Here is a 26059-nt window from a genome sequence, read left to right on the forward strand (position 1 = left end):
GCGGAAGGAGGATCAGGTGATGACCAAATATTACGATACGCTCGAAACCCGGTCCGCCGACCAGCGCGCCGCAGATCAGGCGCAGGCATTGCGCGTACAGCTTGACCGGGCCAGATCTGCCCCGGGGTTTCAGGCGCATCTGGCCGGGGTCGAGGCGGGCGCCGTTACCTCGGTCGAGGATCTGGTGCAACTGCCGGTGCTGCGCAAATCCGATCTGGCACAGGCGCAGGCATCGCGCCCGCCCTTTGGCGGCTTCACCGTGAAACCGGCGCGGCATTTTCAGCATGTGTTTCAGTCTCCGGGGCCGATCTATGAACCCGGCAGCACCGATCCCGACTGGTGGCGCATGGGGCGGTTCCTGCATGCGGCGGGGGTTGGTCCGGGTGACATCGTGCACAATTGTTTCGGGTACCATCTGACCCCCGCGGGCATGATTTTTGAAAGCGGCGCGCGGGCCGTTGGGGCCTCGGTCCTGCCTGCGGGCACCGGCCAGACCGAGCTGCAGGCGACCGCCGCGCGTGATGTGGGCTGCACCGCCTATGCCGGGACGCCGGATTATTTGAAGGTGATTCTGGACAAGGCGGATGAGATGGGCGTTGCGCTGGGCTTCACCTCGGCTGTTGTGGGCGGCGGCGCGCTGTTCCCCTCGCTGCGTCAGGACTACGCGGATCGGGGGATTTCCTGCCTGCAATGCTATGCCACCGCCGATCTGGGCAATATCGCTTATGAAAGCCCGGCGATGGAGGGGATGATCATCGACGAGCACGTGATTGTCGAGATCGTTACCCCCGGCACCGGGACCCCGGTTGCGCCGGGTGAGGTGGGCGAGGTCGTTGTAACCTCGCTGAACCCCGACTATCCGCTGATCCGTTTCGCCACCGGCGATCTGTCGGCGATCATGCCGGGCGTTTCGCCCTGTGGCCGCACCAACCTGCGGATCAAGGGCTGGATGGGCCGGGCCGATCAGACCACCAAGATCAAGGGCATGTTCGTGCGCCCCGAACAGGTGGCCGCGCTGGTCGACAAGCATGATGAAATCGTCAAGGCTCGCGTCATCGCCGCCCGTCAGGGCGAAATGGACACGATGACCGTTCAGATCGAAAGCCGGGGCGGGGATGATATGACCTATGCCCGGTCGGTGGCCGAGGTGCTGAAATTGAAAGGCGCGATCGAGATTGTCGCCCCCGGCTCCCTGCCCAAGGACGGTCTGGTGATCGAGGATCAGCGGGTTTACGAGTGACAAAACCCCTTACTGCGGCAGGTAGTGCCGCAGATTTGTTGCCCGGCCCACTGGTGTTTCTTAGCGTTTTGGTCGATTAAAGGCGGGCATTTTCGCCTTTGCCAGTCACAAGCCGGGATGATGGCCCACATCGACTATTCTCAGAACGGATCGCGAAATCGCGGCGTGCGCGGCACCCGCCTGCTGGCCGGGGTGGCGTATTTTGTCTCGGCGGCCTGCCTGTTGCCGATGGTTGCGGTTGTGCTGGCGGCGCTGACCGGCGGGACGGATACGATCGCTCATCTGATGGACACGGTACTGCCGCGCTACACCGCGACCACGTTGATCCTTGTGGTTCTGGTGGCGGCGGGCACGTTTTCCATCGGAACAGGGGCCGCCTGGCTGGTGACGATGACCCGCTTTCCCGGCGTGCGGCTGCTGGAGATTGCGCTGGTCCTGCCGCTGGCCTTTCCGGCCTATGTGCTGGCTTATGCCTATACGTTCATTCTGGATCATCCCGGGATCGTTCAGTCCACCCTGCGCGACGTGACCGGGTGGGGGCCGCGCGACTACTGGTTCCCGGAAATCCGCTCGACCGAGGGCGCGGCGGTGATGTTGATCCTTGTCCTCTACCCCTATGTCTACCTGCTGGCGCGGGCGGCGTTCCTGCAGCAAAGCGCCACGGCCTTTCTGGCCGCGCGGGCGCTGGGCAACAACCCGTGGCTGGCCTTCCGGCGCGTCTCGCTGCCGATGGCGCGCCCGGCGATTGCCGGAGGGGTGCTGCTGGCGATCATGGAGACCATCGCCGATTTCGGCACCGTGTCCTATTTCGGCGTGCAGACCTTTGCCACCGGCATCTATACCAGCTGGTTTTCCATGGCGGACCGGGCGGCAGCGGCGCAGCTTGCCCTGTGCCTGCTGGTCTTTGCGCTGGTCATGGCGGTGGCCGAACGCACCCAGCGCGGCAAGGCGAAATACTATCAGGCGGGCAAGCAACATGCAGCGCAACCGGCGGCGAATTTGTCCGGCTGGAAGGCGCTTGGCGCGTTCCTGCTCTGCGCAATTCCGGTGCTGTTCGGGTTTCTGCTGCCGGTGATCATTCTGGTCGAGATGGGGCTGGAGTCGGAACAGAACCTGCTGTCGCAGCGGTATCTGGACTTCATCCAGAATTCGCTGATCCTTGCGGGCACTGCGGCGGTCATCACCGTCTGCGCGGCCATCAGCGTCGGGTTTTTCCAGCGGCTGCGGCCTGGTCGCGCCTCGTCTGCCACCGCCTATATCGCGCGGCTGGGCTATGCGGTGCCGGGCGGGGTGATCGCGGTGGGGCTGATCGTGCCGTTTGCCGGGTTCGACAACGCGCTGGACGCGTGGATGCGTGAGACCTTCGATGTCTCGACCGGGCTGCTGGTGACGGGTTCGATCTGGCTGCTGGTGGCGGCTTACATGGTGCGGTTTCTGGCCGCCGCCCTCAGCGCTTACGAGGGCGGGCAGAGCACGGTGCACGCCAATATGGACGCTGCCGCGCGGTCATTGGGGCAGACCCCGCTTGGGACGTTGCGGCGGGTGCATCTGCCGATCCTGACCCCATCGCTGCTGACCGCGTTGCTGATCGTGTTTGTCGATGTGATGAAAGAACTGCCCGCGACGCTGATCATGCGGCCCTTCAATTTTGACACGCTGGCGGTGCAGGCCTATCGGCTGGCCTCGGACGAGCGGTTGGAGGGGGCTGCAGTGCCGTCCTTGGTCATTCTGGCGGTTGGATTGCTGCCGGTGATCCTGATCTGCCGTCAGGTCGGGCGCAGGTAACACTCGCGCCGCAATTCGTGTGCAAACGCGCATCGGGCTTGATTCGAATGCGATTTCCGGCAAGGCTTGGGGTATGAACATGCAGCCTCCCAGCCGGTTCTCTGCAAACTCGGCCCAGATGCCCGTCGCGTTCGACCGGCGCGAGATGTCCCAGATCATGTCCGTTTACGGCCGGATGGTCGCCGCCGGAGAATGGCGCGATTACGGCATTTCCAACCTGCGCGACATGGCGGTGTTTTCCATTTTCCGACGGACCGCGGAACACCCGATCTACCGGGTCGAAAAAGACCCGCGGCTGCGGTCGAAACAGGGCATGTACTCGGTGGTGGGCATGGACGGGCGCATCCTGAAACGCGGGCAGGACCTGCGCACGGTGCTGCGGGTGCTGGAACGCAAGCTGATCCGGGCGGTCAACCCGGATTAGAGCCGCTTATGCGCGGTCACGGGCCCGTCGCCCTGCGCCTCAATGCGCGCGATGGCCTGATCCATCGGTTCAAATGCAACGGCCATGTCATGGGCATTGGCATGCAGGATCAGGTTGTCGCCATAGACCCACGCCACATGCCCTTTCCAGAACAGAAGATCACCCCGTTCGGCTTTTGCCCGTTCGGGCAGGGCCGTGCCTAATGCGCGTTCCTGATCGTCGCTGTCGCCGGGGCAGGGGATGCCACAGGCCAACAGCCCGGCCTGCACGATACCGGAACAGTCGATTCCAAAGCGGCTGTTGCCGCCCCACAGGTAGGGCGTGCCCAGAAACAATTCGGCCACCGCGACCGGATCGTTCATTTTGTCTGCGATGGGCGCGGTGTGAATGGTTGGAACGAACCCCAGTTCGGTTTCCAGAAACTTGCCCTGTTCCGAGGTGGCCCGGACCCTGCTGCCAAAACTCAGCGCGGCCAGATCGGGGCTTTTTATATTCGCCTGCGTGTAAGCATGGGTTGATGGCGCGGTGATCCAGTGTGTCGCCTCGGCGTCTTCACCCAGATGCGCGGAGGATACCCAACCGGGATAGCCATCCTTGTCTGCGGTGATCCGGCTCCACCCCTCGTTGTCCTGCGTGACCTGCACCGTATCCCCAAAGATCAATTGCCGGTCGCGCGGCCCGTCCGGGCTGCGCAGCAGGTCGACGACCGGTTGGATGATGCGCTTGCGGGTCACAGGCCCAATACCTTGGGCAATGCGGTCAGGATCGCGCGTGGCCCTTGCCCGAGGCCGCCTTTGCTGCGCCCGGGAGCTTTGCTGGGCTGCCAGGAGTAGATGTCGAAATGCATGTAGGCGCTGGTTTCCACAAAACGGCGCAGGAACAGCGCTGCGGTGATCGACCCGGCAAACCCGCCAGAGGGCGCGTTGTCCAGATCGGCGATGCCGGGTTCGATCATCGCCTCGTATGGTTCATGAAACGGCATCCGCCAGACCGGATCGGCGGCCCGAGGGGCGCTTGCCGCCAACGCTGCGGCGGTGGTGTCGTCATCGGTGTAGAACGGGGCCAGATCGGGGCCCACGGCCACCCGCGCGGCGCCGGTCAGGGTGGCCATCGAGATCAGCAGATCGGGCTGCCCCTCATCCGCCAGCGCCAGCGCGTCGGCCAGCACCAGCCGCCCCTCGGCATCGGTATTGTTGATCTCGACCACCAGACCCTTGCGCGAGGTCAGGATATCGCCGGGCCGGAAGGCGTTGCCTGCGACCGCGTTTTCAACCGCCGGGATCAGCACCCGCAATTGCAGCGGTAGGTCCAGCGCCATGATCATCCGTGCCAGCCCCAGCACGTTAGCGGCCCCGCCCATGTCCTTTTTCATCAGGCCCATCGAATTGCCGGGCTTCAGGTTCAGGCCACCGGTGTCAAAGCAAACCCCCTTGCCCACCAGCGTCAGCTTCGGCCCGCTTTCGCCCCAGTTCATGTCGATCAGCCGAGGCGCTTGCGCCGCCGCGCGCCCGACCGCGTGGATCATGGGGAAATCCTGTTGTAGCGCATCGCCGCGCACCACCTCGCAGTACGCACCATATTCCTGTGCAAGCTCTTCCGCCGCCGCCTGCAACTGGTCCGGCCCCATATCCGAAGCAGGCGTGTTGACCAGATCGCGGGTCAGCGCCTCGGCCTGCGCCATGACCTCGATCCGGGCGGCATCGACGCCGTCGGGCGCGATCAGAGCGGCCTTGGCGGGCGATTGGCTGGCATAACGGTCATAGGCATAGCCGGTCATCAGCCAGCCGAGACACTCCACCTCCAACCGATCGGCGGGAATGCCTGACGCGATGTGATAGGTGGCCTTGGGCAAAGCCTCGGCCGCTGCGGCCAGCGGGAACCGCTTGCGCGCCCGTTTGGTCGTGGTCCCGTATCCGGCCAACGCCATCTGCGGCGTGCCATCCGTGCCGGGCACCAACAGCGTTTGACCCATCGCGCCGGTAAACCCGTTGCTGCCCACCCAACTTTGCACGCGGTCCGGCTGATCCTGCAGCCACCCGTCCAGATCGGGCTGCGCGATCACATAAAGCGGCAAGGACGGGTCAGAGGGCGAGGCAAAGGTCAGGGGCATAGGCGTCTCGGGCTTGGTCAATTCGTCCCCAGACTAGCGGCCCACCATCTGCCCGCAACCCCCGTCAGACTGACATGTCCTGCTGATCCCAGACCGCCGTCAGCGACCGTTCGCCCACGCGGATCAGCCGACCCAGCGTTGCGCCCGTGGCCACCACGTCACCGGCATCCACCGTCTGCGCCACGTCGCCTGCCACGCGGGCCAGCGCGGTCATGCCGATCTGGTCCGATATCGCCACCAGCGATCTGGCGCATTTGCGCAGGTCAACCCAGTCGCGCTGCCGCCAGAAGCGTTCGCAGTTTGACAGGCGCACCGCCAGTTCTTCGACCGTGCGGCACAAGACGTCCAGCGCGTTCTTGTCGCCCAGTTGCCGGTAAAGCCCATTCAGCCGCTCGGAATCCAGACGCACGGATTCCGTGTGTTCCAGTGTAAGTATCTTATCCACCACATTCACCCCAATCGTCACGCCCCCACGGCGCAGTCAGATACTGCGGTGCAATTCCTTTGCAAAACCTTGCGCCGAGTTTGGATAATGGCTCGAATTTTTCGCGAATTCGGTATAGAGCAACCGGCAGCATAAAGAACAGGGACGCCGAAATGGACTTAGCCAAACCTCTACCGACCTATCTGGTAAAGCGCTATCACGGCTGGAAGGCCACCACTTATTCAGAAAATCAGGTCTGGTACCGGCGGCTTGCGACCGAAGGCCAGCGCCCGCGCGCAATGGTGATTTCGTGCTGCGACAGCCGGGTGCATGTGACATCGATGTTCGGCGCGGATCAGGGCGATTTCTTCATTCACCGCAATATCGCGAACCTGGTGCCGCCTTATGCGCCCGATGGCGACCACCACGGCACCAGCGCCGCGATCGAATATGCCGTCACCGCGCTGAAAGTGGCGCATCTGATCGTGCTGGGGCATTCGCAATGCGGCGGCGTGCAGGGCTGTATCGACATGTGCAAGGGTCAGGCGCCGCAACTGGAAGCAAAAGAAAGTTTTGTGGGCCGCTGGATGGACATCCTGAAACCCAAATACGAACTGGTCGCGGATGTCGAAGACAGCGTGGAACAGGCGCGCCTGTTCGAGCGTCAGGCGGTTGTGGCCTCGCTTGAGAACCTGATGAGCTTTCCATTCGTTTCGGCGGCGGTGGAACAGGATGCGCTTAGCGTGCATGGGCTGTGGACGGATATCGGCGAGGGCGGGCTGGAATGTTACGACCCGCATCAAAAGAAGTTCGTCCCGGTCTGAACCCGCGCCATTTGGGGTCTTGTGCCCTGCCGTTTTGGTGTAAGCTCTGAACATTCGTTTATGTTCGGAGCACCCCATGACTTTTCTAAAACGCATTTTCGGCGGCCTGATCGTCATTGTTCTGATTCTGGTCGGCGTCTCCTACCTGCTGCCCGGCAAGGCCGAGGTCTCGCGCAGCGTCCTGATCGACGCCCCGCCCGAGGCCATCTTTCCCTATGTGAACTCGATGCAGGAGACCGAAAAATGGTCGCCCTGGCTGGAGCGTGATCCCGAAACCAAGCTCAGCTATTCCGGCCCCGACGCGGGTGTCGGCAATACGCTGAGCTGGAGTTCCGATAACGATCAGGTCGGGTCCGGCACGCAGGAAATCATCGACAGCGTCGAAAACCAATCCGTCAAAACCGCACTGGATTTCGGTTCGATGGGCACCGCAACCGCGTTTTTTACCTTGCAGCCAGAGGGCGCGCAGACAGAGGTCACATGGGGGTTTGACTCGGACCTCGGGCTCAACCCGATGGCCCGCTGGATGGGGCTGATGATGGACAGCTGGGTCGGCGGCGATTATGAGCGCGGGCTGGACAATCTGAAAACCGTGGTCGAAGCGCAGGGGTGACAGCAGGACGTGTACGGGATTTGTACGGACAGTTTGCGTTTTGGGGCGTATGTTCCTGCAAAGTTCTGCAAGTTACGCTGTTTTGATTCTGGATCGGGATCGCGCAACCTTTAACTTTAAAAGGTTTTTCTGGCGACCCCGGCAGGATTCGAACCTGCAACCTGCCCCTTAGGAGGGGGCTGCTCTATCCAGTTGAGCCACGGGGCCGCGCAAGGCTCTCTGTACCGTGGATTTTTCGGGTTGTCATGACCTTTGCACAATTGTTGTACACGCCGCCCTGTTCACGCTACCATCGGGCAAAACAACAACGCAGGTGCCCTTCGTGAATACTGATACCAAACGCCCGCTTACCCTCCGCGATGTCTCAGAAGCGTCCGGAGTGTCCGAGATGACGGTCAGCCGGGTCCTGCGCAACCGGGGTGATGTGTCAGACGCGACCCGCACCCGTGTTCTGGCGGCGGCGAAAGAGCTTGGATATGTGCCCAACAAGATTGCGGGCGCCCTGGCGTCGAGCCGGGTGAATCTGGTGGCGGTGATCATCCCGTCGCTGTCGAACATGGTCTTCCCCGAGGTTCTGACAGGCGTCAATCAGGTTCTGGAAGATACCGAGCTGCAGCCGGTTGTTGGCGTCACCGACTATCTGCCTGAAAAGGAAGAAAAGGTTCTGTACGAGATGCTCTCTTGGCGGCCCTCGGGCGTGATCATTGCGGGGCTCGAACATACGGATGCGGCCCGCGCCATGCTGGATTCGGCGGGGATTCCGGTGGTCGAGATCATGGACACCGACGGCAAGCCGGTGGATGCGATGGTGGGGATCTCGCACCGCCGCGCCGGGCGCGAGATGGCACAGGCGATCCTGAAGGCGGGGTACGAACATATCGGGTTCATGGGTACCAAAATGCCGCTGGATCACCGCGCGCGGAAGCGGTTCGAAGGCTTCACGGAAGTGCTGGGCAAACAAGGTATCGAAATCGAAGACCGCGAGTTTTATTCGGGCGGATCAGCGCTGGCCAAGGGCCGCGAGATGACGCAGACAATGCTGGAACGCTCGCCTGAGCTGGATTTTCTGTATTATTCCAACGATATGATCGGGGCGGGCGGGCTGCTCTACCTGCTGGAACAGGGTATCGACGTTCCGGGCCAGATCGGCCTGGCCGGGTTCAACAATGTCGAACTTCTGCAGGGCCTGCCGCGCAAACTGGCCACGATGGATGCCTGCCGGCTCGAGATCGGCCGCAAGGCTGCCGAGATCATCACCGACCGGTTGAATGACCCCAGTTCCGAGATCGAAACCCGGGTCACTCTGACCCCGAAAATCAGCTTTGGCGACACGCTGAAACGGCGCTGAACAGGTGGCGCTGCCGCAGCTTGACAACCGCGCGGCAAGGGCGGTGTTCATGCACCGCCATGCGCTGGGTGAACCGCCTGCGGGCGGGGCCAGGGGCGTAGATCTTCTGGACCTGATCCGGCGGCTGGGGTTTGTGCAGCTCGACAGCATCAACACCGTCGCCCGCGCCCATGACATGATCCTGTTTGCGCGCAGGCCCTCGTACCGCAGTCAGAACCTGAAACGTCTGTATGAACGCGACCGGGCGCTGTTCGAACACTGGACCCATGACGCAGCGGTCATCCCGATGGAGTTCTACCACCACTGGCATCTGCGCTTTTTGCGCGACGCTGACCTGCTGAAAGCGCGGTGGAAGAACTGGCGGCGCGACGGGTACGAGCAGCGGTTTGCCACCGTTTTGCAGCATATCCGCGATCATGGCCCGGTGTCGTCTTCGGATGTGGGCAAGGACGAAAAGAAGGGGTCGGGCGGCTGGTGGGACTGGCACCCGTCCAAAACCGCGCTGGAGTTTCTGTGGCGCTCCGGTGCCCTGACGGTGACGGGACGTGACGGGTTTCAGAAACGCTATGACCTGACCGAACGGGTGATCGAGGCACATCTGTGCCCCGGCCAGTCCCCCTGCGATGCAGAGGTGACGGTGGATTGGCTGTGCAACGCCGCGCTGGACCGTCTGGGCTTTGCCACCTCGGGCGAGCTGGCGGCGTTCTGGGACACGGTCAGCCCGGCTGAGGCAAAAGCGTGGTGCGTGCGGGCTTTGGATCGCGGCGACGTCGGGGAAATCGAAGTCACCTGCGCCGATGGGCGCGCGCGCAAGGTCATGGCCCGCCCCGGTCTGGCGGATCAGGCGCAGGCACTGGCCCCTGCGCCCGGACGTATCCGGGTGCTCAGCCCGTTTGACCCGATGCTGCGCGACCGCAAGCGGGCCGAGCGGCTGTTCGGCTTCCACTACCGGATCGAGGTGTTTGTCCCCGAGGCCAAGCGGACCTATGGCTATTACGTGTTCCCTCTGCTGGAAGGCGACAAGCTGATCGGGCGCATCGACATGAAAGCGCATCGCGACAGCGGTGCCTTGCGGGTCCGGGCGCTGTGGCCGGAACGGTCCACGCGCTGGTCGGACGCGCGCAGTCGCCGATTGCAGACCGAACTGGACCGGGTGTGCCGCTTTGCCGGTCTGGACCGGGTGGAATTTGCCCAGGACTGGCTGAAAGACCCTAAATAGGGTCTAATCCACCCCTGTCAGCGTCAGTCGGATCGGGTCCGGCCCGACAATGGTATTGACCGGGTGCGTCTTGGTGAACCCTGCACTGTCCACACGCATCCCCTCCACGCCAGTTTCTGCCAATGTCCCCGCCGTGTTTCGGCGCGAAGTCGCTGAATTCCGTTGGCGCGGGCATGGCCCGTTTTCTGCAGCGCCCTGGTCCGCATAAATACCGTCAGCAGGGGCAGAGCCGGACCGGGCCACTCGCAAATATTGCATCGGGCCGCCTTGGCTTAATCGCAGGTTGCGCTATGTCCTGCGGTACGTGAACAGACAGGCCCGCCGCGCGACGCGGTGACTTGGGCCGGAAACACCCGCCCGGCGCGACGGATCGCCGGGACAGAACAGCAAGATCATATTGACCTGAACCCGGCCTCTGCAACGACACCCCCTGCCGGGCAACGGGTCGCGGCAAGTTCGGAGTGCGCAGACGGAAGGGCCCATCCCCCTTGGACCGTTCCGATCTGATCGTTAACCCAATTTCGGGTTCCGCAATGCTCCGAAGCGTGGGTCGGACCGTCTGAAGAGACGAGGCGCAACCGGCCCCGGGCCAGGCGCATAATTCAGTTTTCAGTCTGGCCATCCCGCCGGAGGTTCCCCCGGAACCCTCCGGCGGGACCCTGCGCAAAAGGCTATCAGATGGTTGGTATCAGCCTTCTCGTTCGCTCAACTCGTTCAGAAGATCCAGCAGAAGCTCGTGCTTTTCGGCACCCAGGCGGGTTTTGATCCCTTCGGCCAGTTCCAGGCTGACCGTCAGATTGTTCTGGATGATCTGCACGCCCTGCTGGTTGATTTTCACGATCTGACGCCGCCGGTCCGCCGGGTGGAGTTGCCGCACGATCAACCCTTTTTGTTCCAGCTTTTGCAGAATGCGCGTCAGGCTTGGCAGCAGCAGGCAGGCACGCTCGGCGATATGGGTGGGTTCCTGGGGGCCTTCTTCGTCCAGAACGCGCAAAACACGCCACTGCTGCTCGGTCACGCCGGCATCGGCAAGCAGCGCACGTATGGGTCCCATTACCTTTTCCCGCGCCCTTAACAGCGCAATGGGTAAAGATCGCGACGTCAGGGGAAGGTCCTCAGACATAGGGAATCTTCGCTCAAAACAAGGTTTTGTGCAAGCAAACGCACGGATTAGTTATCGGTTACGCCGGTTTGTTACATGTTAAAGACCTGTCTTCCGGTCGCGCCGGGCTGACCGAAACAAACAGAATTGACCCCACCGGCGGTTTACCTATCACTGTTGGGTGCAGGCAGCGATTTCATCCGCCCGCCGACGCACCAGCACAGGAGACCGCCCATGCCCGCCCCGACAAACACGTTCAAACAGGCTCTGAAACAGGGCAAACGGCAGATCGGTTGCTGGTTGAGCTTTGCCGAGGCGGTCACGGCCGAGGCCATGGGCACCGCCGGGTTCGACTGGCTGGTGATCGATGGGGAACATGCGCCGAACGACATCCGCTCGATCCGCGATCAGCTGACGGCGCTGGCGGCCAGCGCGTCGCATCCGGTGGTGCGGGTTCCCGTGGGTGAGACCTCGCTGATCAAGATGGTGCTGGACGCCGGGGCGCAGACCATCCTGGTGCCCATGGTCGAAACCGCCGATCAGGCGCGGGAGCTTGTGCGCGCCTGCCGTTACCCGCCCGAGGGCGTGCGCGGGGTCGGGGCAGCCGCCTCGCGGGCGACGATGTACGGAACGGCAAGTGAATACATCCAGACCGCAGATCAGGAAATCTGCCTGTTGCTTCAGGTCGAAAACCGCGCCGGGATGGCGGCGCTGGATGACATTCTGAGTGTCGGCGGGGTTGATGGCGTCTTTATTGGCCCTGCGGACCTGTCCACCGATATGGGGTTTCAGGGCAACAGCGCCGCGCCCGAGGTGCGCAGCGTGATCGCCGACGCGCTGGCGCGGATCCGCGCGGCGGGCAAGGCGCCGGGGATTCTGGGCACAAGTGACGAAGCGATTCAGGCCTATCTGGATATGGACGCGCAGTTTCTGGCGGTTGGCATCGATGTAATGGTGCTGGTCAACGCTGCCCGGGCGTTGTCTGCCAAATGGAAATCGACGTGACCCGTCAGCCGCGCATGGCGGCTGCCGCCTGCGCGTAGCCGCCCGACGCCCCATCGACGAAATGCACGTGATCGTCGCGCATGGCGGAGGGAACGAAACAGGTCATCATCGCCTCGTCCTGCGCGTGCAGCCCATAGCGGATTTTGCCGCGCGTGCGGGCCCCTTCCAGAATCTGTTCGATCTGCGACTGTGTCGCCGGGTCGCAATCCAGCGTCATTTTCAACCCGTCGTCGAATTTCCGGAAATCGGCGTTGCGGCTGACCATGCGCCGGTAATGCTCGGGCTCGAACTGTCCCAGCCGCTTGCCCGTTTTGAACAGCAGCGCGATCATTAGGTTCTGGCCCAGAAGCAGCAGCTTTTGCAGCCACAGCCCGCGCCCTCCGCGCGACACATGGGCGTCGATGTCGATGCCCGGCGGCGGCCATGTCATCGGCGGGCCGTTATCTGGTACCGGATGGCCCCCACGATCCAACCCGTCCGAGGCGGACAGGACCGATTGCGCAAGATCGGCAAAGTCGCTTTCGGTCGCAGTCGATGTCGGCTGCACCACGACCGACACGATCCGGCCCAACTGCGCCTTGCTGTTGGACCAGCGGCAGGACAGGCCGGTCAGGTCCGGCTGCGCGCCGGGGGCGGATATAGGTATTTCGAACGTGCCTGCTTTCATCTGCGCCTCGGCCCAGGCCAGGCCGCCGCCCGAGAACATGGCGTAGTCCACGCCCTTTGAGGGCGCATAGCGCGCAACGCGCAGATCCTTGCCTGCCTTGCGAATCTCGGCCACCGGAACCAGCGCCGCGCGCAGGGGCATCGCGAATTCCTCTTCCGCCCAGCGCCGCAAATCCGCAAGCGACGTGCGGGCGGCATCGGCGGCGCTTGGGGGCACGGCAAACCCCGCCCCGTCCCCGCCGAACACATAGGGAAACAGCGTGCCGTCCAGCGTGTTGATCATGGCCGAGATCACCGCCGCGCCCACCGTGTTCACGGTCTTGTAGCGGCCCTGCGCGATCTGTCCGGTGGAATCGACGATATCGGCCACGCCCAGCAACCAGTCATCCGGCACGGCGGCAAATTCCGCCGGATTTGCCAGCCGGTTGAACTCGGTCAGCAGGGGCAGGTTTTCGTAAAACCCGGAATGAAGGTCTTTCATTATCTCTCTCAAAAAATCTGCTTATGAAAACGATAGCCCAAAAGGTGCGCTCTGCAACGATCCACACGCGCTTTTGCGTTGTGCCATGCCGGGCGGTACTGGACGAACTCTTGCCATCGACGGGGTGATCTATCTATTCAGCGTGGACTGACTTGGACAACGGAGAGCGCCGTGCCGGAGATCGAGGTGATCGCACCCAACCTGAAACACAGCCTGTCCGGCGTGACCACTACGGTCATCCGCCTGTTGCCGATTCAGAAGCAGATGATCGGGATCGTGGCCACCGGCCCCGGCCTGCCGGATGATCTGCCGCATATCCCGCTGATCCGGGTCCCTTTCCTGCCGAACCGCACCCGTCGCGTCTGGCATGCGCGCCGCAACACCGAGATGCTGATGGGGCTGTTTCTGCGCAAGATCCTGCGGCGGAATTTCCGGCTGCTGTTCACCTCGGCTGCGCAGCGGGATCATTCGGGGTTCACGAAATGGCTGATCTCGCAAATGGACGCGTTGATCGCCACGACGCCGCAGGCGGCCTCGTTCCTTGAACATCCGTCGACCGTTATCATGCATGGCGTGAACACCGGGTTGTTTCATCCCGCAAAAGACAAATCCGCGCTGCGGCAAAAGCTGGGCCTGCCCGGTGGTGTATTGATTGGCTGTTTTGGCCGCATCCGCCCGCAGAAAGGCGTTGATCTGCTTGTGGATGCCGCGATCAAGGTGCTGCCCGCGCATCCCGATGCCAGCATCATCTTTACCGGCCGCGCGACGGCTGAGTTCGAAGCGTTCCAGCGCGAGCAGGAACAGAAGCTGCAAGAGGCGGGGCTGGCGGATCGGGTGCAGTTCCTTGGCGAACGCCCGTGGGAGGAAATCGTCGAGACCTACCGCGCGCTTGATCTGTTCGTCGCCCCGGCGCGGCACGAAGGCTTCGGGCTGACCCCGCTCGAGGCGATGGCCTCGGGCGTGCCGGCCATTGCCTGCCACGGGGTCGGGGCGTTCAGTGCGCAGATCAGGGATGGGGAAACCGGGCGTCTGGTCGAAAAGGACAACGCCGCCGCGCTGGCCGAAGCGCTGGACGGCATGCTGCAGGACCGCGCCGCGTTGGCCGCCGCAGGGCAGGCCGCGCGCGCCCATGTGGAACAGAATTTTCGAATCGAAGGCGAGGCGCAGGCCATCGTCAGGGTCTACCGAAGGCTGTTGAACCGGAACTAGCGCACCGAACCGCATCAATTTCGTGCCAATCGGCATATTCGGCCCCGAAAGCTCTTTTTTCTTTTCTGCAACGCGGCTATGAACGCGCGTCCTTTATTCAGGAGACCAGGAAATGGGCTATCGCGTCGTTGTCGTCGGCGCCACGGGTAACGTGGGCCGCGAAATGCTGAACATTCTGGCTGAACGCCAGTTCCCCGTCGATGAACTTGCCGTGCTGGCAAGCCGTCGTTCGCTGGGCACAGAAGTCAGCTTTGGCGATAAGACACTGACGACCCAGGATCTGGCCACCTTCGATTTCACCGGCTGGGACATGGCACTGTTTGCCGTGGGGTCCGCCGCGACCAAGGATTACGCGCCCAAGGCAGCCGCCGCGGGCTGTGTGGTGATCGATAACTCGTCGCTCTACCGCTATGATCCCGAGATCCCGCTGATCGTGCCCGAGTGCAATCCGCAGGCGATCCACGACTACAAGAACAAGAACATCATCGCCAACCCCAACTGCTCGACCGCGCAGATGGTGGTGGCGCTGAAGCCGCTGCATGACCGTGCGAAAATCAAGCGCGTTGTCGTCTCGACCTACCAGTCGGTGTCGGGCGCGGGCAAGGAAGGCATGGACGAGCTCTGGGATCAGACCAAGGCGGTTTACAACCCGATCAACGAGGTTGAGCCGAAGAAGTTCCAGAAGCAGATCGCCTTTAACGTCATTCCGCATATCGACGTCTTCATGGAAGACGGCTCGACCAAGGAGGAATGGAAGATGGTCGCCGAGACCAAGAAGATCGTCGATCCGTCGATCAAGGTCACGGCCACCTGCGTCCGCGTTCCGGTCTTTGTCGGCCATTCCGAAGCGGTGAACATCGAGTTCGAAGAGTTCCTCGACGAAGACGAGGCCCGCGATATCCTGCGCGAAAGCCCCGGTATCATGGTGATCGACAAGCGCGAAGCCGGGGGTTACGTGACGCCGGTTGAATGCGTCGGCGATTTCGCCACTTTCATCAGCCGCATCCGTCAGGATTCGACCCTCGAAAACGGTCTGAACCTGTGGTGCGTCTCGGACAACCTGCGCAAGGGTGCGGCGCTGAACGCGGTGCAGATCGCCGAGCTTCTGGGCCGTGAGGTTCTGAAAAAGGGTTGATCGGCCTTGTGCTGAATATTGCGGGGGCCGTTTCGCAAGAAGCGGCCCTTTCTTGTATCTTGCGGGCCTGCACCTAATTTCACATTATGCGCCCCAAACAGGAACAGAGGCAGAGCGTGCGTTACCTGACCGGCAGTGGGCTTGTGCGAACCTCGATTCTGGTTTGCGCGACCCTTTTGATGGGATTGGTGATCTTCGGGTTCACCGGCCACTATTTTGCGCCCGGTGATTCCATCGCCCTTTTGCGGCCCCAGGTCGGCTTGTTGCTGCTTCTGTTCGCGCTCATCCTGCTGGTGGCGCGGGCCTGGGGGTTTGCGCTGGCCTCCTTGGTTTTTGCACTGGTTGCGGTGGGCTCGGTTGCTGCGGGGCTGGTTTCGGCCCCGAAGGAGTGTGAGGACGGGTGCCTGACGCTCTATCAGAAGAACCTGATGTCACAGGCCTGGCCGCGCTATGGGTTGGCGGATGACATCCTGCTGTCGGACGCGGATATCGTGACGCTGCAAGAGGTCTCGCGCCACAACCAGAAATACATGAGCAACCTGTTCGCGCATTACCCGAACTCGGCGATCTGCGAGTTCCGCCCCGAACAGAACGTGGCTATTCTGACCACCCTGCCGGTTGTCCAAGGATCCGAGTTCTGTGCGGCGGGCGACGGGCTGGTCGGCGCTCAGCTGATCACCCCCAAGGGTGAGGCGGTCTGGATCGTCTCGGTTCACCTGCGCTGGCCCTATCCCTATAACCAGTTTGAGCAGAGCAAACGCATCGCCGAACGTATCGAACAATTGCAGGGCCCGGTCGTGATCGCCGGGGATTTCAACATGGCGTCCTGGGGCGCCAGCGTGCGCCGCATCGGGCTGGCGGCGGGCAATCATGTCTTTGGCTCGGTCCTGAACACCCATAATCTGGGCAGTTGGATGATGCCGATGCCCATCGACAACCTCTTGCTGCCCAAAGGCACAACCGGCACGACCGAGCTGCGCCCGTTCATGGGCTCGGATCATCTGGGCATCGTGGCGCGGATCAGCCTGCCGTAAGGCGCGGGTGTCGCGGGCTCAGGTATTTCCGACGGGCGGCGATTGTCTGGCCGGGCCCGGGAACCGGTCACGGGTCCGGTTGGCAAAGGCGACCAGCGACAGCATTACCGGAACTTCGACCAGAACACCCACAACGGTCGCCAGGGCCGCGCCGGAATTCAGGCCAAACAGGCTGATGGCGACGGCAACCGCGAGTTCGAAGAAGTTCGAGGTGCCGATCATGGCGCAGGGGGCGGCGATGCGGTGCGGAACCTTCAGCGCGAAAGCCGCTCCATAGGCCAGCGCGAAGATACCGTAGCTTTGGATCAGGATCGGCACCGCGATCAGCGCGATGACCAGCGGCTTGGCCAGAATGGTCTGACCCTGCAGCCCGAACAGGATGACTACCGTGGCAATCAGGCCCATGATCGACCATGGCTTGACGCGGGTGGAAAAGGCGTCGATTGCCTGCTGCGACCCAAGACTGCGGCGGGTGATCAGACCGGCGATCAGGGGCAGCACAACGTACAATACAGTCGCCAGCACCAGTGTCTGCCACGGCACCGCGATATCGGTGACCCCCAGCAGGAACGCCACGATAGGGGCGAAGGCCACCACCATGATCAGATCGTTCACCGAGACCTGCACCAGCGTATAGGTCGCGTCCCCGCGCGTGAGCTGAGACCAGACGAACACCATCGCCGTACAGGGCGCGGCCCCCAGCAGGATCAGACCGGCGGTGTATTGCGCCGCATCCTCGGGCTGAATCCACGGGGCGAAGACATAGTCGAAGAACAGCACCGCCAGCAGCGCCATGGTGAAAGGCTTGATCAGCCAGTTGACCACCAGCGTCACGATCAGCCCGCGCGGCTGGCGCGCCACCCCCACAACTGCGCCGAAATCGACGCCGACCATCATCGGATAGACCATCGCCCAGATCAGCAGCGCCACCACCAGATTGACGCTGGCGATCTCGGCCCCGGCAACCCGTCCGACCAAACCGGGCGCGACAAGGCCGATCAGCACACCGCCGATCATCGCAAGAGCGACCCAGAGGGTCAGGTAGCGTTCGAAAATGCTCATGTATAAGCCTCGGTCGTCTGGTCGGTCAGTTTTCCCGAGGTCAGCGCCGCCAGCGCGACCATGATGGCAGCCGTGCCCAGCACCAGCGCCAGCCCGCCAAGCTGATAGGTCAGGCCGGACAGGACGGTGCCAACCAGCCGCCCGGTCGCGTTGGCCATGTAGTAAAAGCCCACATCCATCGTGACGCGCTCGGATTTGGTGAAGGCCAGAATCAGATAGGAATGCAGCGCGGAATTGACCGCAAAGATCGCGCCGAACACCAGCAGGCCCAGAACCAGCGTAACGGTCAGCCACGTCTCGGGGCCGGAAGACAGCAAAACAGCCAGTGTCAGAGCCGCAGGCACGCAGAACAGGGCGGCGGCCCAACTGCGGGCGGCGCGGATCAAATCGCCCTCGGCCCGGTCCGGGGCGCGCAGGATTTTCGGCGCGCTGGCCTGAACCGCGCCATAAAGGATCACCCAGACCGCCATGAAGGTGCCGATCATGAAGAACGCGGCGCGATTGCCGTCTTCGGTGCCGTCAGACAGGACCGCGTAGAAATAGATCGGGATGCCGACCACGAACCACACATCCCGCGCGCCGAACAGAAAGACGCGCGCCGCCGACAGCCAGTTCACATTGGCGGATTTCGAAAACACCTCGGAAAACTTCGCGCCCTTGCGGCCCTTGGGCAGGCCCGGCGGCATCGACAGGGCAACGGCAATCAGGATCGCCGCCAGTATGACCGCCATGACCAGAACCGCCCAGACAAAGCCAAGCGTCGCCAGCAGGGCCGCACCCAGCAGGAAGCCCAGACCCTTGACGGCGTTCTTGGACCCGGTCAGGACGGCAACCCAGCGGAACAGCCCGCCGCCCGTCGTGGGGGCCAGCAGTTTGACAGCGGATTTCGACGACATCTTGGCCAGATCCTTGGCCACCCCGCTGGCCCCCTGCACGATCATCACAAAGGCCACGGACATGCCAATCGCCCAATTCGGATCGAGTTGGGTCAGGGCCAGCAACGCCAGAACCTGCAGCCCCACCCCGGCATAGAGGGTCGAGGTCAGCCCGAAGCGTGCCGCGATCCAGCCTGCGGCCAGATTGGTGACCATGCCCGCGATCTCGTACAGGACAAACAGGTAAGCCAACTGGACCGGCGAGAACCCCAGCGTATGAAAGTGCAACAGCACCAGCATCCGCAGGGCCCCGTCGGTCAGCATGAACGCCCAATAGGCCGCCGTGACCGCGATATAGGCCGACAGGCCCTCGGGCCGATCCGTCACAGCGATTGTTCAACCATCAGCGCCACATCGACCAGACGGTGGGCATAGCCCATCTCGTTGTCATACCACGCGTAAATCTTCACCTGCGTCCCGTTCACCACCATGGTCGAGGGCGCATCGACGATCGAGGACCGTTCGTCATTGGTGTAATCGGTCGAGACCAGCGGCCGGGTTTCATAGCCCAGAATGCCCTTCAACTCGCCCTCGGCGGCGGCTTTGAAATAGCTGTTGACCTCTTCGGCGGTGGTTTCGCGCTCGACTTCGAACACGCAATCGGTCAGTGAGGCGTTCAGCAGCGGCACCCGCACCGCGTGGCCGTTCAGACGCCCCTTGAGCTCGGGGTAAATCAGCGTGATCGCCGTGGCCGAGCCGGTTGTGGTCGGGATCAGCGAATTCAGCGCCGACCGCGCCCGGCGCAGGTCCTTAGCCGGACGGTCCACGATGGTTTGCGTGTTGGTCACATCATGGATCGTGGTCATCGAGCCGTGGCGGATGCCCAGATTTTCATGGATCACCTTCACCACCGGAGCCAGACAGTTGGTGGTGCAGGACGCCGCCGTCACGATCTGATGCACCGCCGGATCATAGGTTTCTTCGTTCACGCCCATGACGATATTGGCGGTCGGGCCATCCTTGACCGGGGCCGAGACGACAACTTTCTTCACACCCGCAGCGAAATAGGGCGCCAGCCTGGCCTCGGTCTTGAAGACACCGGTGCAGTCGATCACCACATCCACACCGTCCAGCGGCAGATCGGACAGATCCCGCGCGCCGAAAAAGGGCAGGCGGGTGCCGTCAATTGTCACGCTGTCGGCATCATGTTCAAAACGTGCATCCCAGCGCCCGTGCACCGTGTCGAATTCCAGCAGATGCGCGTGCATCTCGGGGTCGCCCACCGCATCGTTGATCCAGGCGATCTTCGCGCCCTTTTCCAATAGCGGTTTCAGGGCCAGCTTGCCCATCCGGCCCAGCCCGTTGACGGCGTATGTTGTCATGTCAGATCCTCGTCAGACGTTCTGCCGATGTCATCCACGGCAGTTTGCAATGCAATCCGGTCGAGGCTTTCGACCGGCAGCGATGTGAACGCCTCAATCCGGCGCTTCAGCGCGCCATAGGCATTCTGGAAGGCAAGGCTTTTCTCGGCATCCGTACCCGTTGCCTTGACCGGATCGACCATGCCCCAATGTCCGCTGATCGGCTGGCCTTCCCAGGCCGGGCAGTCCTCATTCGCGGCCTGATTGCAGACGGTGAAGACAAAATCCAGATCGGGCGCATCCGGCCCCGAGAACTCGGACACATTCTTGGACCGCAGGACCGAGATGTCGTGCCCCTTGTCGTTCAGCACCTGCAGTGCAAAGGGGTTCAGTTCGGACATGTGTTTCGTCCCCGCCGAATACACGTTGAACCGATCCCCGGCGATTTCGCGCAGCAGGGATTCGGCAAAAATCGAGCGGGCAGAGTTGCCCACGCAAATGAACAGCACATTGAACTTCCGGTCCGTCATGGTGTCATTTCCTTGGTCAAAAGGCATGCAAAGATCAGGGCGGCCACGGCAGCAATCCACGATCAGGAAATCGAGCATCTGCTGCACGTTCTTCATTTCAATCGCATAGAGCAGAGACGTCCCCGACCGCGTCTGGCTGACCAATCCCGACCGCTGCAGCGCGTTCAGGTAGTTGGACATCGTGCTGGGCTTGATCCCCAGCTCTGACGCCAGCTCACCCGCCGGAACAGTGTCAGGAAACCGTCGCATCAACATGCGAAACACGGTGATACGCTGCGGATGGCCCAGAATGGCGAGTTGATCGGTTATCTGTTCTATCATGTTTCATGAATTATTGAAATAAATTTGCCGAGTCAATTTGATCCGAAGGCTGTTACAAAAAATTCACAGACCGATGCTCTGACAGCGACCTGAACGTGTTGGACATGGGAAGGCGGTGCACTCTCCTGCGCCGAAATGAATGCATCTGGACTTGCAGGCGCAGGATTGACAGTTTAAACGAGCCATCGCACCCGGTCAGAGCCAGTTCCGGGTGTCAAACAGTGCCGCTGTAGCTCAGCTGGTAGAGCACGTCATTCGTAATGATGGGGTCGGGGGTTCGAGTCCCTTCAGCGGCACCACCAAGTTTCACCTATGTGATAACTGTCAGCGGTTCATCGTTTGGGGAACATACCCTAACTGCACTGCGCCTCACCCAAAACAGCTATTCCCCCGCTGGGTTTGACGACCACACATGTCCTGTCCACGCCATCAATCGCGATTCCGCCAACTTCAATCACATTCGAACCGTCTTGTTCGTCAAAGTAAGAACTCAATACTGGAAGCGGATCGCCATTGGGGAGTGTAATTGTTGTGAACAGCTGATCTCCGCCCTCGCTGGTTTTTGTCCAGACAATGACCTCTAAAACTTGCGCATCGTTGAAGCAGAGCCGAACAGGGAATCCAGAAAATCCATCGTGCGCTCTGATCGCCTGACTTCTTATCGAAGCTGTTGTTGCCCGGCAATCGGCGTCAAAGAGGCCGACAACGATTTGGTCGCGCAAGTCAAAGGTTGGAAACTGATTTCCGGGCTTAACCTGGGGGTTTCTGAATGCTCCGACCGAGGCGTACAGAAGGCGCGACATCTCACCAGAAGGATCAAACTCCATGAAGATAAGGTGGCGCCTGTCTGGTTGTGTCGAATGTAACCGAACATCTGCCGCCACAACCTCTCCGTTTGGCGTCTCGTCTACGATGGTCCACAAAACCTGCGATTCCGGTGAGAGCGGGCGACCAATATCCGTTGCGCCCAGAGCCTTTCGCAGGTTTGGAAAGTGGTCACCTCTGGTCGAAAACATCTGTTCGAGACTGTTCATACCGGCAGTGTCAGACGCGGCGTCAACCAGCCGAAGCATTTCTGTCGCATAAAGCGTATAGGCTTCCGGGTCGCCGCCAATTCCGTCGATTCCATCCTGACCATGTAAGATGGTGCTGCCAACCGGCGTCCACGGTGCGGGCAAATCAGCGTTGTTTCGGTCTCCAAACCGTGGTCCGTCACCAAAATCGACACGAGAAAACTGAACGACGTTGGCTTTGGCGTCTGTGAGGCCATCCTCCAAGGCCGTCATTTTCACAGAGTTTTCATTGTAGACTATATCTCCTGACCAAAGCGGCCAAAGTGTCCATTCCGCGTACCGTTTACTGCCTGTGAACCTATGCTCTGCTGCGGTCAGCACATGGCACACTTGCGATGCGGTGCTTCGCGTGAAAACGGGTGCCGGGAAGATCCCGACATCTTCGGCCCATTTGGAAATGGCGCGTGTCGCGCCCCCGCCCGGAGCACCGTCAACTCCGTTCGGATCGAACCCGGCATCAAGCAGTGCCTGCTGCCCGCAACGCGCATACTCTCTGCTTGCTTTGAATTCCAAAGCCTCAGGAGAAGACACAAACATGGGATCTGGTTCCGGACGCGCATAGTCCGGATGAACGACAATCGCGCCATCAACGGGCACATTCGTTGCCTCGGTCGGACAGCAATGCTTGCCGTAAAAGATCACAAAAAATACGTGACCATCCTTAAGACCCACCTGAAGGGCATTGTCCGGCCCCATTTTGGTGCTCCAAACGAAGTTTCCGGCTTCCAGGGCGCTGTCCAGGTCACTGCCCGCAAACCCCGCTTGGGCCAGCAGAGCCAGTGTTTGCTTTCGATACGCGCCATCTGGCCCAAGCAGCTGCGCCATTTTCCCGAGATCTTCCGCCAGTTCCGGTTCGAGAAACGCGATGTTGTCGATAGATTGCGGAGCCGTCAGAGCCCAATACGCTGTGTTGCCTTCCCTTGTGCGCCCTTTGATCCAACCGTCCGGTCTGAATCGATACAATTCCTTTGCAATGACCGGGATGTTTTGATCCCTTATGAAATGCAGCTGCGCTTCGCTTTCATTATCCATTTGAGCGGAAGCTACTGCCGGAAGACCAATGAATATGGCTGCAATCAGAAACAGAAACTGCACGTCAACCTCAACACTATCAAACATTCAGTTTCGATAGAGTGCACGCGGGATGACCCAAGGTCAACAAAAGCCGGAATGCGGGATTTGAGTGCGATTGGCTGAAAGCTGAAATGGCCGGGCTGCACCGAAACAGAACGAACAAAGTGGCAAGGGCCGCAGAATAGCTTCAACCGTTCAGAATGTCTTCTCGATGCTCAAAGAGTCCAGTTTCTGGACGAAGACGATACAGCTAATGGTTTTGGAAAACCCAAGAGCGTAGTCCCGGTGTATTTCGACCCGGTGACCTGCTAGAAACCCGCCATGGCACTGACAGCTTTTGACCACGTAAACATACGTACCTCGAATCTGGATGACATGGTTGAGTGGTATGGAGAGGTTCTGGGCTTGAAGCCGGGGAAACGACCGGATTTTACCTTCCCCGGAGCGTGGCTTTACCTGAATGACGTAGCGGTGGTGCATTTGGTCGGCGTCAGTGATGAGCCCGCCGTTGGTGGAAATCCCTCGCTGGAGCATTTCGCCTTCAAGGCTGAGGGTTTCGACGAGTTTGTCGGCAAATTGGATGGGATGGGCATAGCACACACGGTTGATGCGGTTCCGGGGATGGCGATTGTGCAGGTCAATCTCCACGACAGTGACGGCAACCACATTCACGTTGACTTCAGGACTGACGGATAGCTGCACCAGACCACGGCCCCGACCGGCGAAATTCAGCGACCCTATGTAACCAACGTCACTGACCGCCCCACCAGAATCGGCCATATTGGGTGTATTAAAGAGTTGGCGCTCTTGTTCGGTTTCGAGCGCAGGTTTTTTTCATCTCCCTACCCTAAGACAGGGCGCGCTGGTGGTTGAGCGCGCCCTTGTTTTTGGGCGCATTGGCCGGGAAGAGCGATACGGCCAGAAAGCCGTTGGGCTTTGCGGAATCCAGTGCCTTGCATCAATGGTGATGATGGCCGTGCCCTCCGTGATGGTGCGGATGCCCGTGGCCGTTGCCCTGCGGATATTGATGGGGCGCAGCTTGATAGAGGCGATTGGGGTAATACGGGCCATAGTGGCAGGCCGGGTCCTGAGGCGCGTGATAGCAATAGGGTCCCGGAACCGGATGGTAGGGGTGATACGGGTGGTAATATTGGTTCCAATAGGCGAACCACGGGTAAGCCTGATAGTGGTTTTCCCAATAGGCCTGGCTGAATTCCACAATGGCAATGCCCAAAGCAGCGGCCACAACCGGGTTCATGACTTTCTTCGTGCCGTCGCTTTCTGTCAGAATGTAGTTGGATGAAATCCAACCCCGGGCACTGTTCCATCCGGTGTCGCACCAGCTATAGCCCGTCTGGCAGCCGTAAATCTCGATCGTCGCATCTTGTGGCAATGTCGCGACCACCGGGTAATTGGTGCCCGGTCCGGCGCGCATGTGGACGGATGTGGTTGTGAAACCCTGTGTCTGGGAAAGGGCGGCGGTTGCCAGCAGCGGCACGAACAAAGCGATCTTGATGATGAACAGTAACTGTTTCATTGGCTTCCCTGTCTTTGTTTGGGTTTTGTGAAAACTAGATCGCTCCGGGCGATTTCAGTCAAGGCTCCCTAATCCGCCCTTACGCCTGTTTTCAATCGGCGCGGGCTCAGCCGATTGACGAACCTTCCGAAGCTTTTCGGGTTTCTGAACCGCATCAGGGTCCGGTCAACCATCTGGAACTTGCGGTCGTTTTTGTTAGGGTCTGTTTTCAGGATGCATACCCTCACAGAACATTTCGAAAGTCTCGTCCAGACCTATGGGCTGATCATTTTGTTTCCCACGATTTTCCTTGAGACATTTGGCCTGCCGCTCCCCGGTGAAAGCGCCTTGGTCGCAACTTCGGCGCTTGCGGCGAAAGGGTCGTTGAACATCATCACGGTTGCTGTGGTTGCAACCCTTGCGGCAATTGCGGGCGACAACGTTGCCTACCTGATCGGGCGCAGATATGGCCGGGCGGTCATTCTGGCCTATGGGGCGCGTTTCGGCATCACCGAGTCTAAGTATCAGGCCGCAGAACGCGCGACCGAGACATATGGTGCCTATGTGGTGGTATGCGCGCGCTTCTTCGTCTTGCTGCGGCAGCTCAACGGGCTGGTCGCGGGCTCGGCGAACATGCCATGGGCAAAGTTCTTTATCGCAAACGTGGTAGGTTCAGCGCTTTGGGTTCTGATCTGGACGACACTTGCCTATCAGTTCGGGCAGCACGTTTCCCAGCTGCATCAGGTTCTGCATCAGGTCTCGCTGATAGGCGCGGTGTTGATACCTGTGGCCGTGGTGCTGGTGTTTGTCTTCGGGCGCAGCGCGATGAAAAAGCTCAGCGCGTTGGCACAAGGGCAATCTGACCAAGACTGACTTCCTGTGAAACCAGTGCGCGCAGAAGCCCCGGCTTATGTTCGTGCCGCCATAGGAAGACAGATGGTGCCGGATGCGCCCGCGAAGTGATGCAAGGCAGACACGGGTCAAGGCCCAAACCATTCCGTCATGACCTTGCCCGAGCGGCCCGCCCCATAGCCTGAGCGAATTCGCGCCAGTTGCACAGCGAGTTTCCGCAAAGCGCCAACGCGTTCTCTATGCGGCTGATCGGGATTGCTATAAGGCGTTCTGACCATTTTGGTGGGGGTCAAAATGAAGATGAGCGCACTGGAAGTATTTTGCATCACCATAGCCGGCGCTGTGGCGCTGGCCGGGTTTGCCGGGGCTGCAAGCGTCCTGATTTCTGTCATATGAATGCGCTCTGAATCCGGGGCGTAAACGCTGCATCGTCTCGGGGCCTTGTCCGACGAGACTGCAGCAATCCGACATCAATACGTTCGTGAATGAGGCGTATGCGTTCAGCGCATCGCAGGCCCGGTTTGCCAAGAACCCGCCATTTCCGGCTTTGCCTCAACCGCGTTGGGTTCCCTGATCGGCATTGCCGCTGCGTTTGACGTTTTTGGGCATGTGAGAGCAAATCTCGTCCAGCCAGCTGGCGTCGGCTGCGACGTTGTAGGCGGTCTTGTCGCCCCGCGCGAATTCTGCCCGGGTGGCGTAGGTCAGAGCGACTGCGTGGCAGCGCTTCTTGTTCCAGTATCCTTTTGGCTTTTTCTGTCCGGGCATTCAATTTCTCC

The 26059-nt window shown here is 61.1% G+C and carries 25 protein-coding genes and 2 tRNA genes; 13 read left to right on the forward strand and 14 right to left on the reverse strand.

Annotated elements, in window-relative coordinates; translation table 11 throughout:
* Positions 1–19 precede the first annotated feature (19 nt).
* From ACR0K1_RS14255 to ACR0K1_RS14265, 3 genes are all read left to right on the forward strand, one after another.
* Positions 20–1240 (forward strand): phenylacetate--CoA ligase family protein, encoded by a 1221-nt coding sequence (locus ACR0K1_RS14255; RefSeq protein ID WP_480851118.1) that lies wholly within the window; start codon positions 20–22, stop codon positions 1238–1240.
* Positions 1241–1360: 120 nt separating this feature from the next.
* Entirely contained in the window at positions 1361–3025 is a 1665-nt protein-coding gene (locus tag ACR0K1_RS14260; RefSeq protein ID WP_480851119.1) for an ABC transporter permease, read from the forward strand.
* A gap of 73 nt (positions 3026–3098) precedes the next feature.
* A complete protein-coding gene (locus ACR0K1_RS14265; RefSeq protein ID WP_480611930.1) occupies positions 3099–3449 on the forward strand; it encodes a DUF2794 domain-containing protein in 351 nt (116 codons plus the stop codon).
* On the opposite strand, the gene ACR0K1_RS14270 is transcribed toward ACR0K1_RS14265, so the two are convergent.
* The 3 genes from ACR0K1_RS14270 to ACR0K1_RS14280 all read right to left on the reverse strand — a co-directional run bounded on the left by ACR0K1_RS14270 (position 3446) and on the right by ACR0K1_RS14280 (position 6013).
* A complete protein-coding gene (locus ACR0K1_RS14270) occupies positions 3446–4183 on the reverse strand; it encodes a C40 family peptidase (protein WP_480611931.1) in 738 nt (245 codons plus the stop codon). The two genes, ACR0K1_RS14265 and ACR0K1_RS14270, sit on opposite strands and share 4 nt — an antisense overlap.
* A complete protein-coding gene (locus ACR0K1_RS14275) occupies positions 4180–5559 on the reverse strand; it encodes a leucyl aminopeptidase family protein (RefSeq protein WP_480851120.1) in 1380 nt (459 codons plus the stop codon). Before ACR0K1_RS14275 ends, ACR0K1_RS14270 begins: the two co-directional genes overlap by 4 nt.
* Before the next feature lie 64 nt (positions 5560–5623).
* Entirely contained in the window at positions 5624–6013 is a 390-nt protein-coding gene (locus ACR0K1_RS14280) for a hypothetical protein (protein WP_480612396.1), read from the reverse strand.
* A 143-nt stretch (positions 6014–6156) separates the two neighbouring features.
* Between ACR0K1_RS14280 and ACR0K1_RS14285 the strand changes: the two genes are divergently transcribed.
* Together ACR0K1_RS14285 and ACR0K1_RS14290 are read left to right on the forward strand one after the other, a co-directional pair.
* Positions 6157–6807: a carbonic anhydrase gene (locus tag ACR0K1_RS14285; RefSeq protein ID WP_480611933.1), complete on the forward strand. Its 651-nt coding sequence runs from the start codon at positions 6157–6159 to the stop codon at positions 6805–6807.
* Between the two features lie 76 nt (positions 6808–6883).
* On the forward strand, positions 6884–7420 hold the full coding sequence (locus ACR0K1_RS14290; protein WP_480611934.1) for an SRPBCC family protein: 537 nt from the start codon (positions 6884–6886) through the stop codon (positions 7418–7420).
* Positions 7421–7550: 130 nt separating this feature from the next.
* Here ACR0K1_RS14290 and ACR0K1_RS14295 read toward each other — a convergent pair.
* Positions 7551–7627 (reverse strand) — tRNA-Arg (locus ACR0K1_RS14295).
* A gap of 115 nt (positions 7628–7742) precedes the next feature.
* Between ACR0K1_RS14295 and ACR0K1_RS14300 the strand changes: the two genes are divergently transcribed.
* A complete protein-coding gene (locus tag ACR0K1_RS14300; protein ID WP_480611935.1) occupies positions 7743–8768 on the forward strand; it encodes a LacI family DNA-binding transcriptional regulator in 1026 nt (341 codons plus the stop codon).
* Between the two features lie 4 nt (positions 8769–8772).
* Entirely contained in the window at positions 8773–9987 is a 1215-nt protein-coding gene (locus ACR0K1_RS14305; protein WP_480851121.1) for a winged helix-turn-helix domain-containing protein, read from the forward strand.
* Positions 9988–10675: 688 nt separating this feature from the next.
* Here ACR0K1_RS14305 and hpaR read toward each other — a convergent pair.
* The gene (hpaR, locus tag ACR0K1_RS14310) at positions 10676–11110 is read right to left on the reverse strand and encodes a homoprotocatechuate degradation operon regulator HpaR (RefSeq protein ID WP_480611937.1); all 435 of its coding nucleotides are present in this window, start codon (positions 11108–11110) and stop codon (positions 10676–10678) included.
* Positions 11111–11323: 213 nt separating this feature from the next.
* Here hpaR and ACR0K1_RS14315 point away from each other — a divergent pair, with 213 nt between their 5' ends.
* Entirely contained in the window at positions 11324–12094 is a 771-nt protein-coding gene (locus ACR0K1_RS14315) for an HpcH/HpaI aldolase family protein (RefSeq protein ID WP_480611938.1), read from the forward strand.
* A gap of 4 nt (positions 12095–12098) precedes the next feature.
* Here the strand turns inward: ACR0K1_RS14315 and ACR0K1_RS14320 are convergent, their stop codons facing one another.
* Positions 12099–13241, reverse strand: coding sequence for a DUF3095 domain-containing protein (locus ACR0K1_RS14320; RefSeq protein ID WP_480611939.1), 1143 nt, complete (start codon positions 13239–13241; stop codon positions 12099–12101).
* Positions 13242–13412: 171 nt separating this feature from the next.
* On the opposite strand from ACR0K1_RS14320, the gene ACR0K1_RS14325 reads away from it, so the two are divergent.
* From ACR0K1_RS14325 to ACR0K1_RS14335, 3 genes are all read left to right on the forward strand, one after another.
* On the forward strand, positions 13413–14450 hold the full coding sequence (locus tag ACR0K1_RS14325) for a glycosyltransferase family 4 protein (protein ID WP_480611940.1): 1038 nt from the start codon (positions 13413–13415) through the stop codon (positions 14448–14450).
* 112 nt (positions 14451–14562) lie between these two features.
* The gene (locus tag ACR0K1_RS14330; RefSeq protein ID WP_480611941.1) at positions 14563–15585 is read left to right on the forward strand and encodes an aspartate-semialdehyde dehydrogenase; all 1023 of its coding nucleotides are present in this window, start codon (positions 14563–14565) and stop codon (positions 15583–15585) included.
* A gap of 116 nt (positions 15586–15701) precedes the next feature.
* A complete protein-coding gene (locus ACR0K1_RS14335) occupies positions 15702–16619 on the forward strand; it encodes an endonuclease/exonuclease/phosphatase family protein (RefSeq protein WP_480851122.1) in 918 nt (305 codons plus the stop codon).
* A gap of 18 nt (positions 16620–16637) precedes the next feature.
* Here the strand turns inward: ACR0K1_RS14335 and arsB are convergent, their stop codons facing one another.
* From arsB to ACR0K1_RS14355, 4 genes are read right to left on the reverse strand one after another with little or no spacing between them, the layout of a single operon-like run.
* Positions 16638–17681: an ACR3 family arsenite efflux transporter gene (gene arsB, locus ACR0K1_RS14340; RefSeq protein ID WP_480851123.1), complete on the reverse strand. Its 1044-nt coding sequence runs from the start codon at positions 17679–17681 to the stop codon at positions 16638–16640.
* Positions 17678–18943: an organoarsenical effux MFS transporter ArsJ gene (gene arsJ, locus ACR0K1_RS14345; protein ID WP_480611944.1), complete on the reverse strand. Its 1266-nt coding sequence runs from the start codon at positions 18941–18943 to the stop codon at positions 17678–17680. Before arsJ ends, arsB begins: the two co-directional genes overlap by 4 nt.
* Positions 18940–19938 (reverse strand): ArsJ-associated glyceraldehyde-3-phosphate dehydrogenase, encoded by a 999-nt coding sequence (locus ACR0K1_RS14350; protein ID WP_480851124.1) that lies wholly within the window; start codon positions 19936–19938, stop codon positions 18940–18942. The genes arsJ and ACR0K1_RS14350 overlap by 4 nt, the downstream gene beginning before the upstream one ends.
* Positions 19935–20768 (reverse strand): arsenate reductase/protein-tyrosine-phosphatase family protein, encoded by an 834-nt coding sequence (locus ACR0K1_RS14355; protein WP_480611946.1) that lies wholly within the window; start codon positions 20766–20768, stop codon positions 19935–19937. The genes ACR0K1_RS14350 and ACR0K1_RS14355 overlap by 4 nt, the downstream gene beginning before the upstream one ends.
* 223 nt (positions 20769–20991) lie before the next feature.
* On the opposite strand from ACR0K1_RS14355, the gene ACR0K1_RS14360 reads away from it, so the two are divergent.
* Positions 20992–21067, forward strand: a tRNA-Thr gene (locus tag ACR0K1_RS14360).
* Between the two features lie 54 nt (positions 21068–21121).
* Here ACR0K1_RS14360 and ACR0K1_RS14365 read toward each other — a convergent pair.
* The 3 genes from ACR0K1_RS14365 to ACR0K1_RS14375 all read right to left on the reverse strand — a co-directional run bounded on the left by ACR0K1_RS14365 (position 21122) and on the right by ACR0K1_RS14375 (position 24452).
* Entirely contained in the window at positions 21122–22960 is a 1839-nt protein-coding gene (locus tag ACR0K1_RS14365; protein ID WP_480611968.1) for a hypothetical protein, read from the reverse strand.
* A gap of 150 nt (positions 22961–23110) precedes the next feature.
* The gene (locus ACR0K1_RS14370) at positions 23111–23695 is read right to left on the reverse strand and encodes a hypothetical protein (RefSeq protein WP_480851125.1); all 585 of its coding nucleotides are present in this window, start codon (positions 23693–23695) and stop codon (positions 23111–23113) included.
* A gap of 178 nt (positions 23696–23873) precedes the next feature.
* Positions 23874–24452: an SH3 domain-containing protein gene (locus ACR0K1_RS14375; protein WP_480611970.1), complete on the reverse strand. Its 579-nt coding sequence runs from the start codon at positions 24450–24452 to the stop codon at positions 23874–23876.
* Between the two features lie 213 nt (positions 24453–24665).
* Between ACR0K1_RS14375 and ACR0K1_RS14380 the strand changes: the two genes are divergently transcribed.
* Complete coding sequence (locus ACR0K1_RS14380) at positions 24666–25304, forward strand: DedA family protein (RefSeq protein WP_480851126.1); 639 nt, start codon at positions 24666–24668, stop codon at positions 25302–25304.
* Positions 25305–25835: 531 nt separating this feature from the next.
* Here ACR0K1_RS14380 and ACR0K1_RS14385 read toward each other — a convergent pair.
* Positions 25836–26048 carry a hypothetical protein gene (locus tag ACR0K1_RS14385; protein ID WP_480611972.1) on the reverse strand — a complete coding sequence of 71 codons (213 nt, stop codon included), beginning with the start codon at positions 26046–26048 and terminating at the stop codon, positions 25836–25838.
* Positions 26049–26059: the final 11 nt, after the last annotated feature.

Source organism: Ruegeria sp. F5, assembly GCF_056533845.1.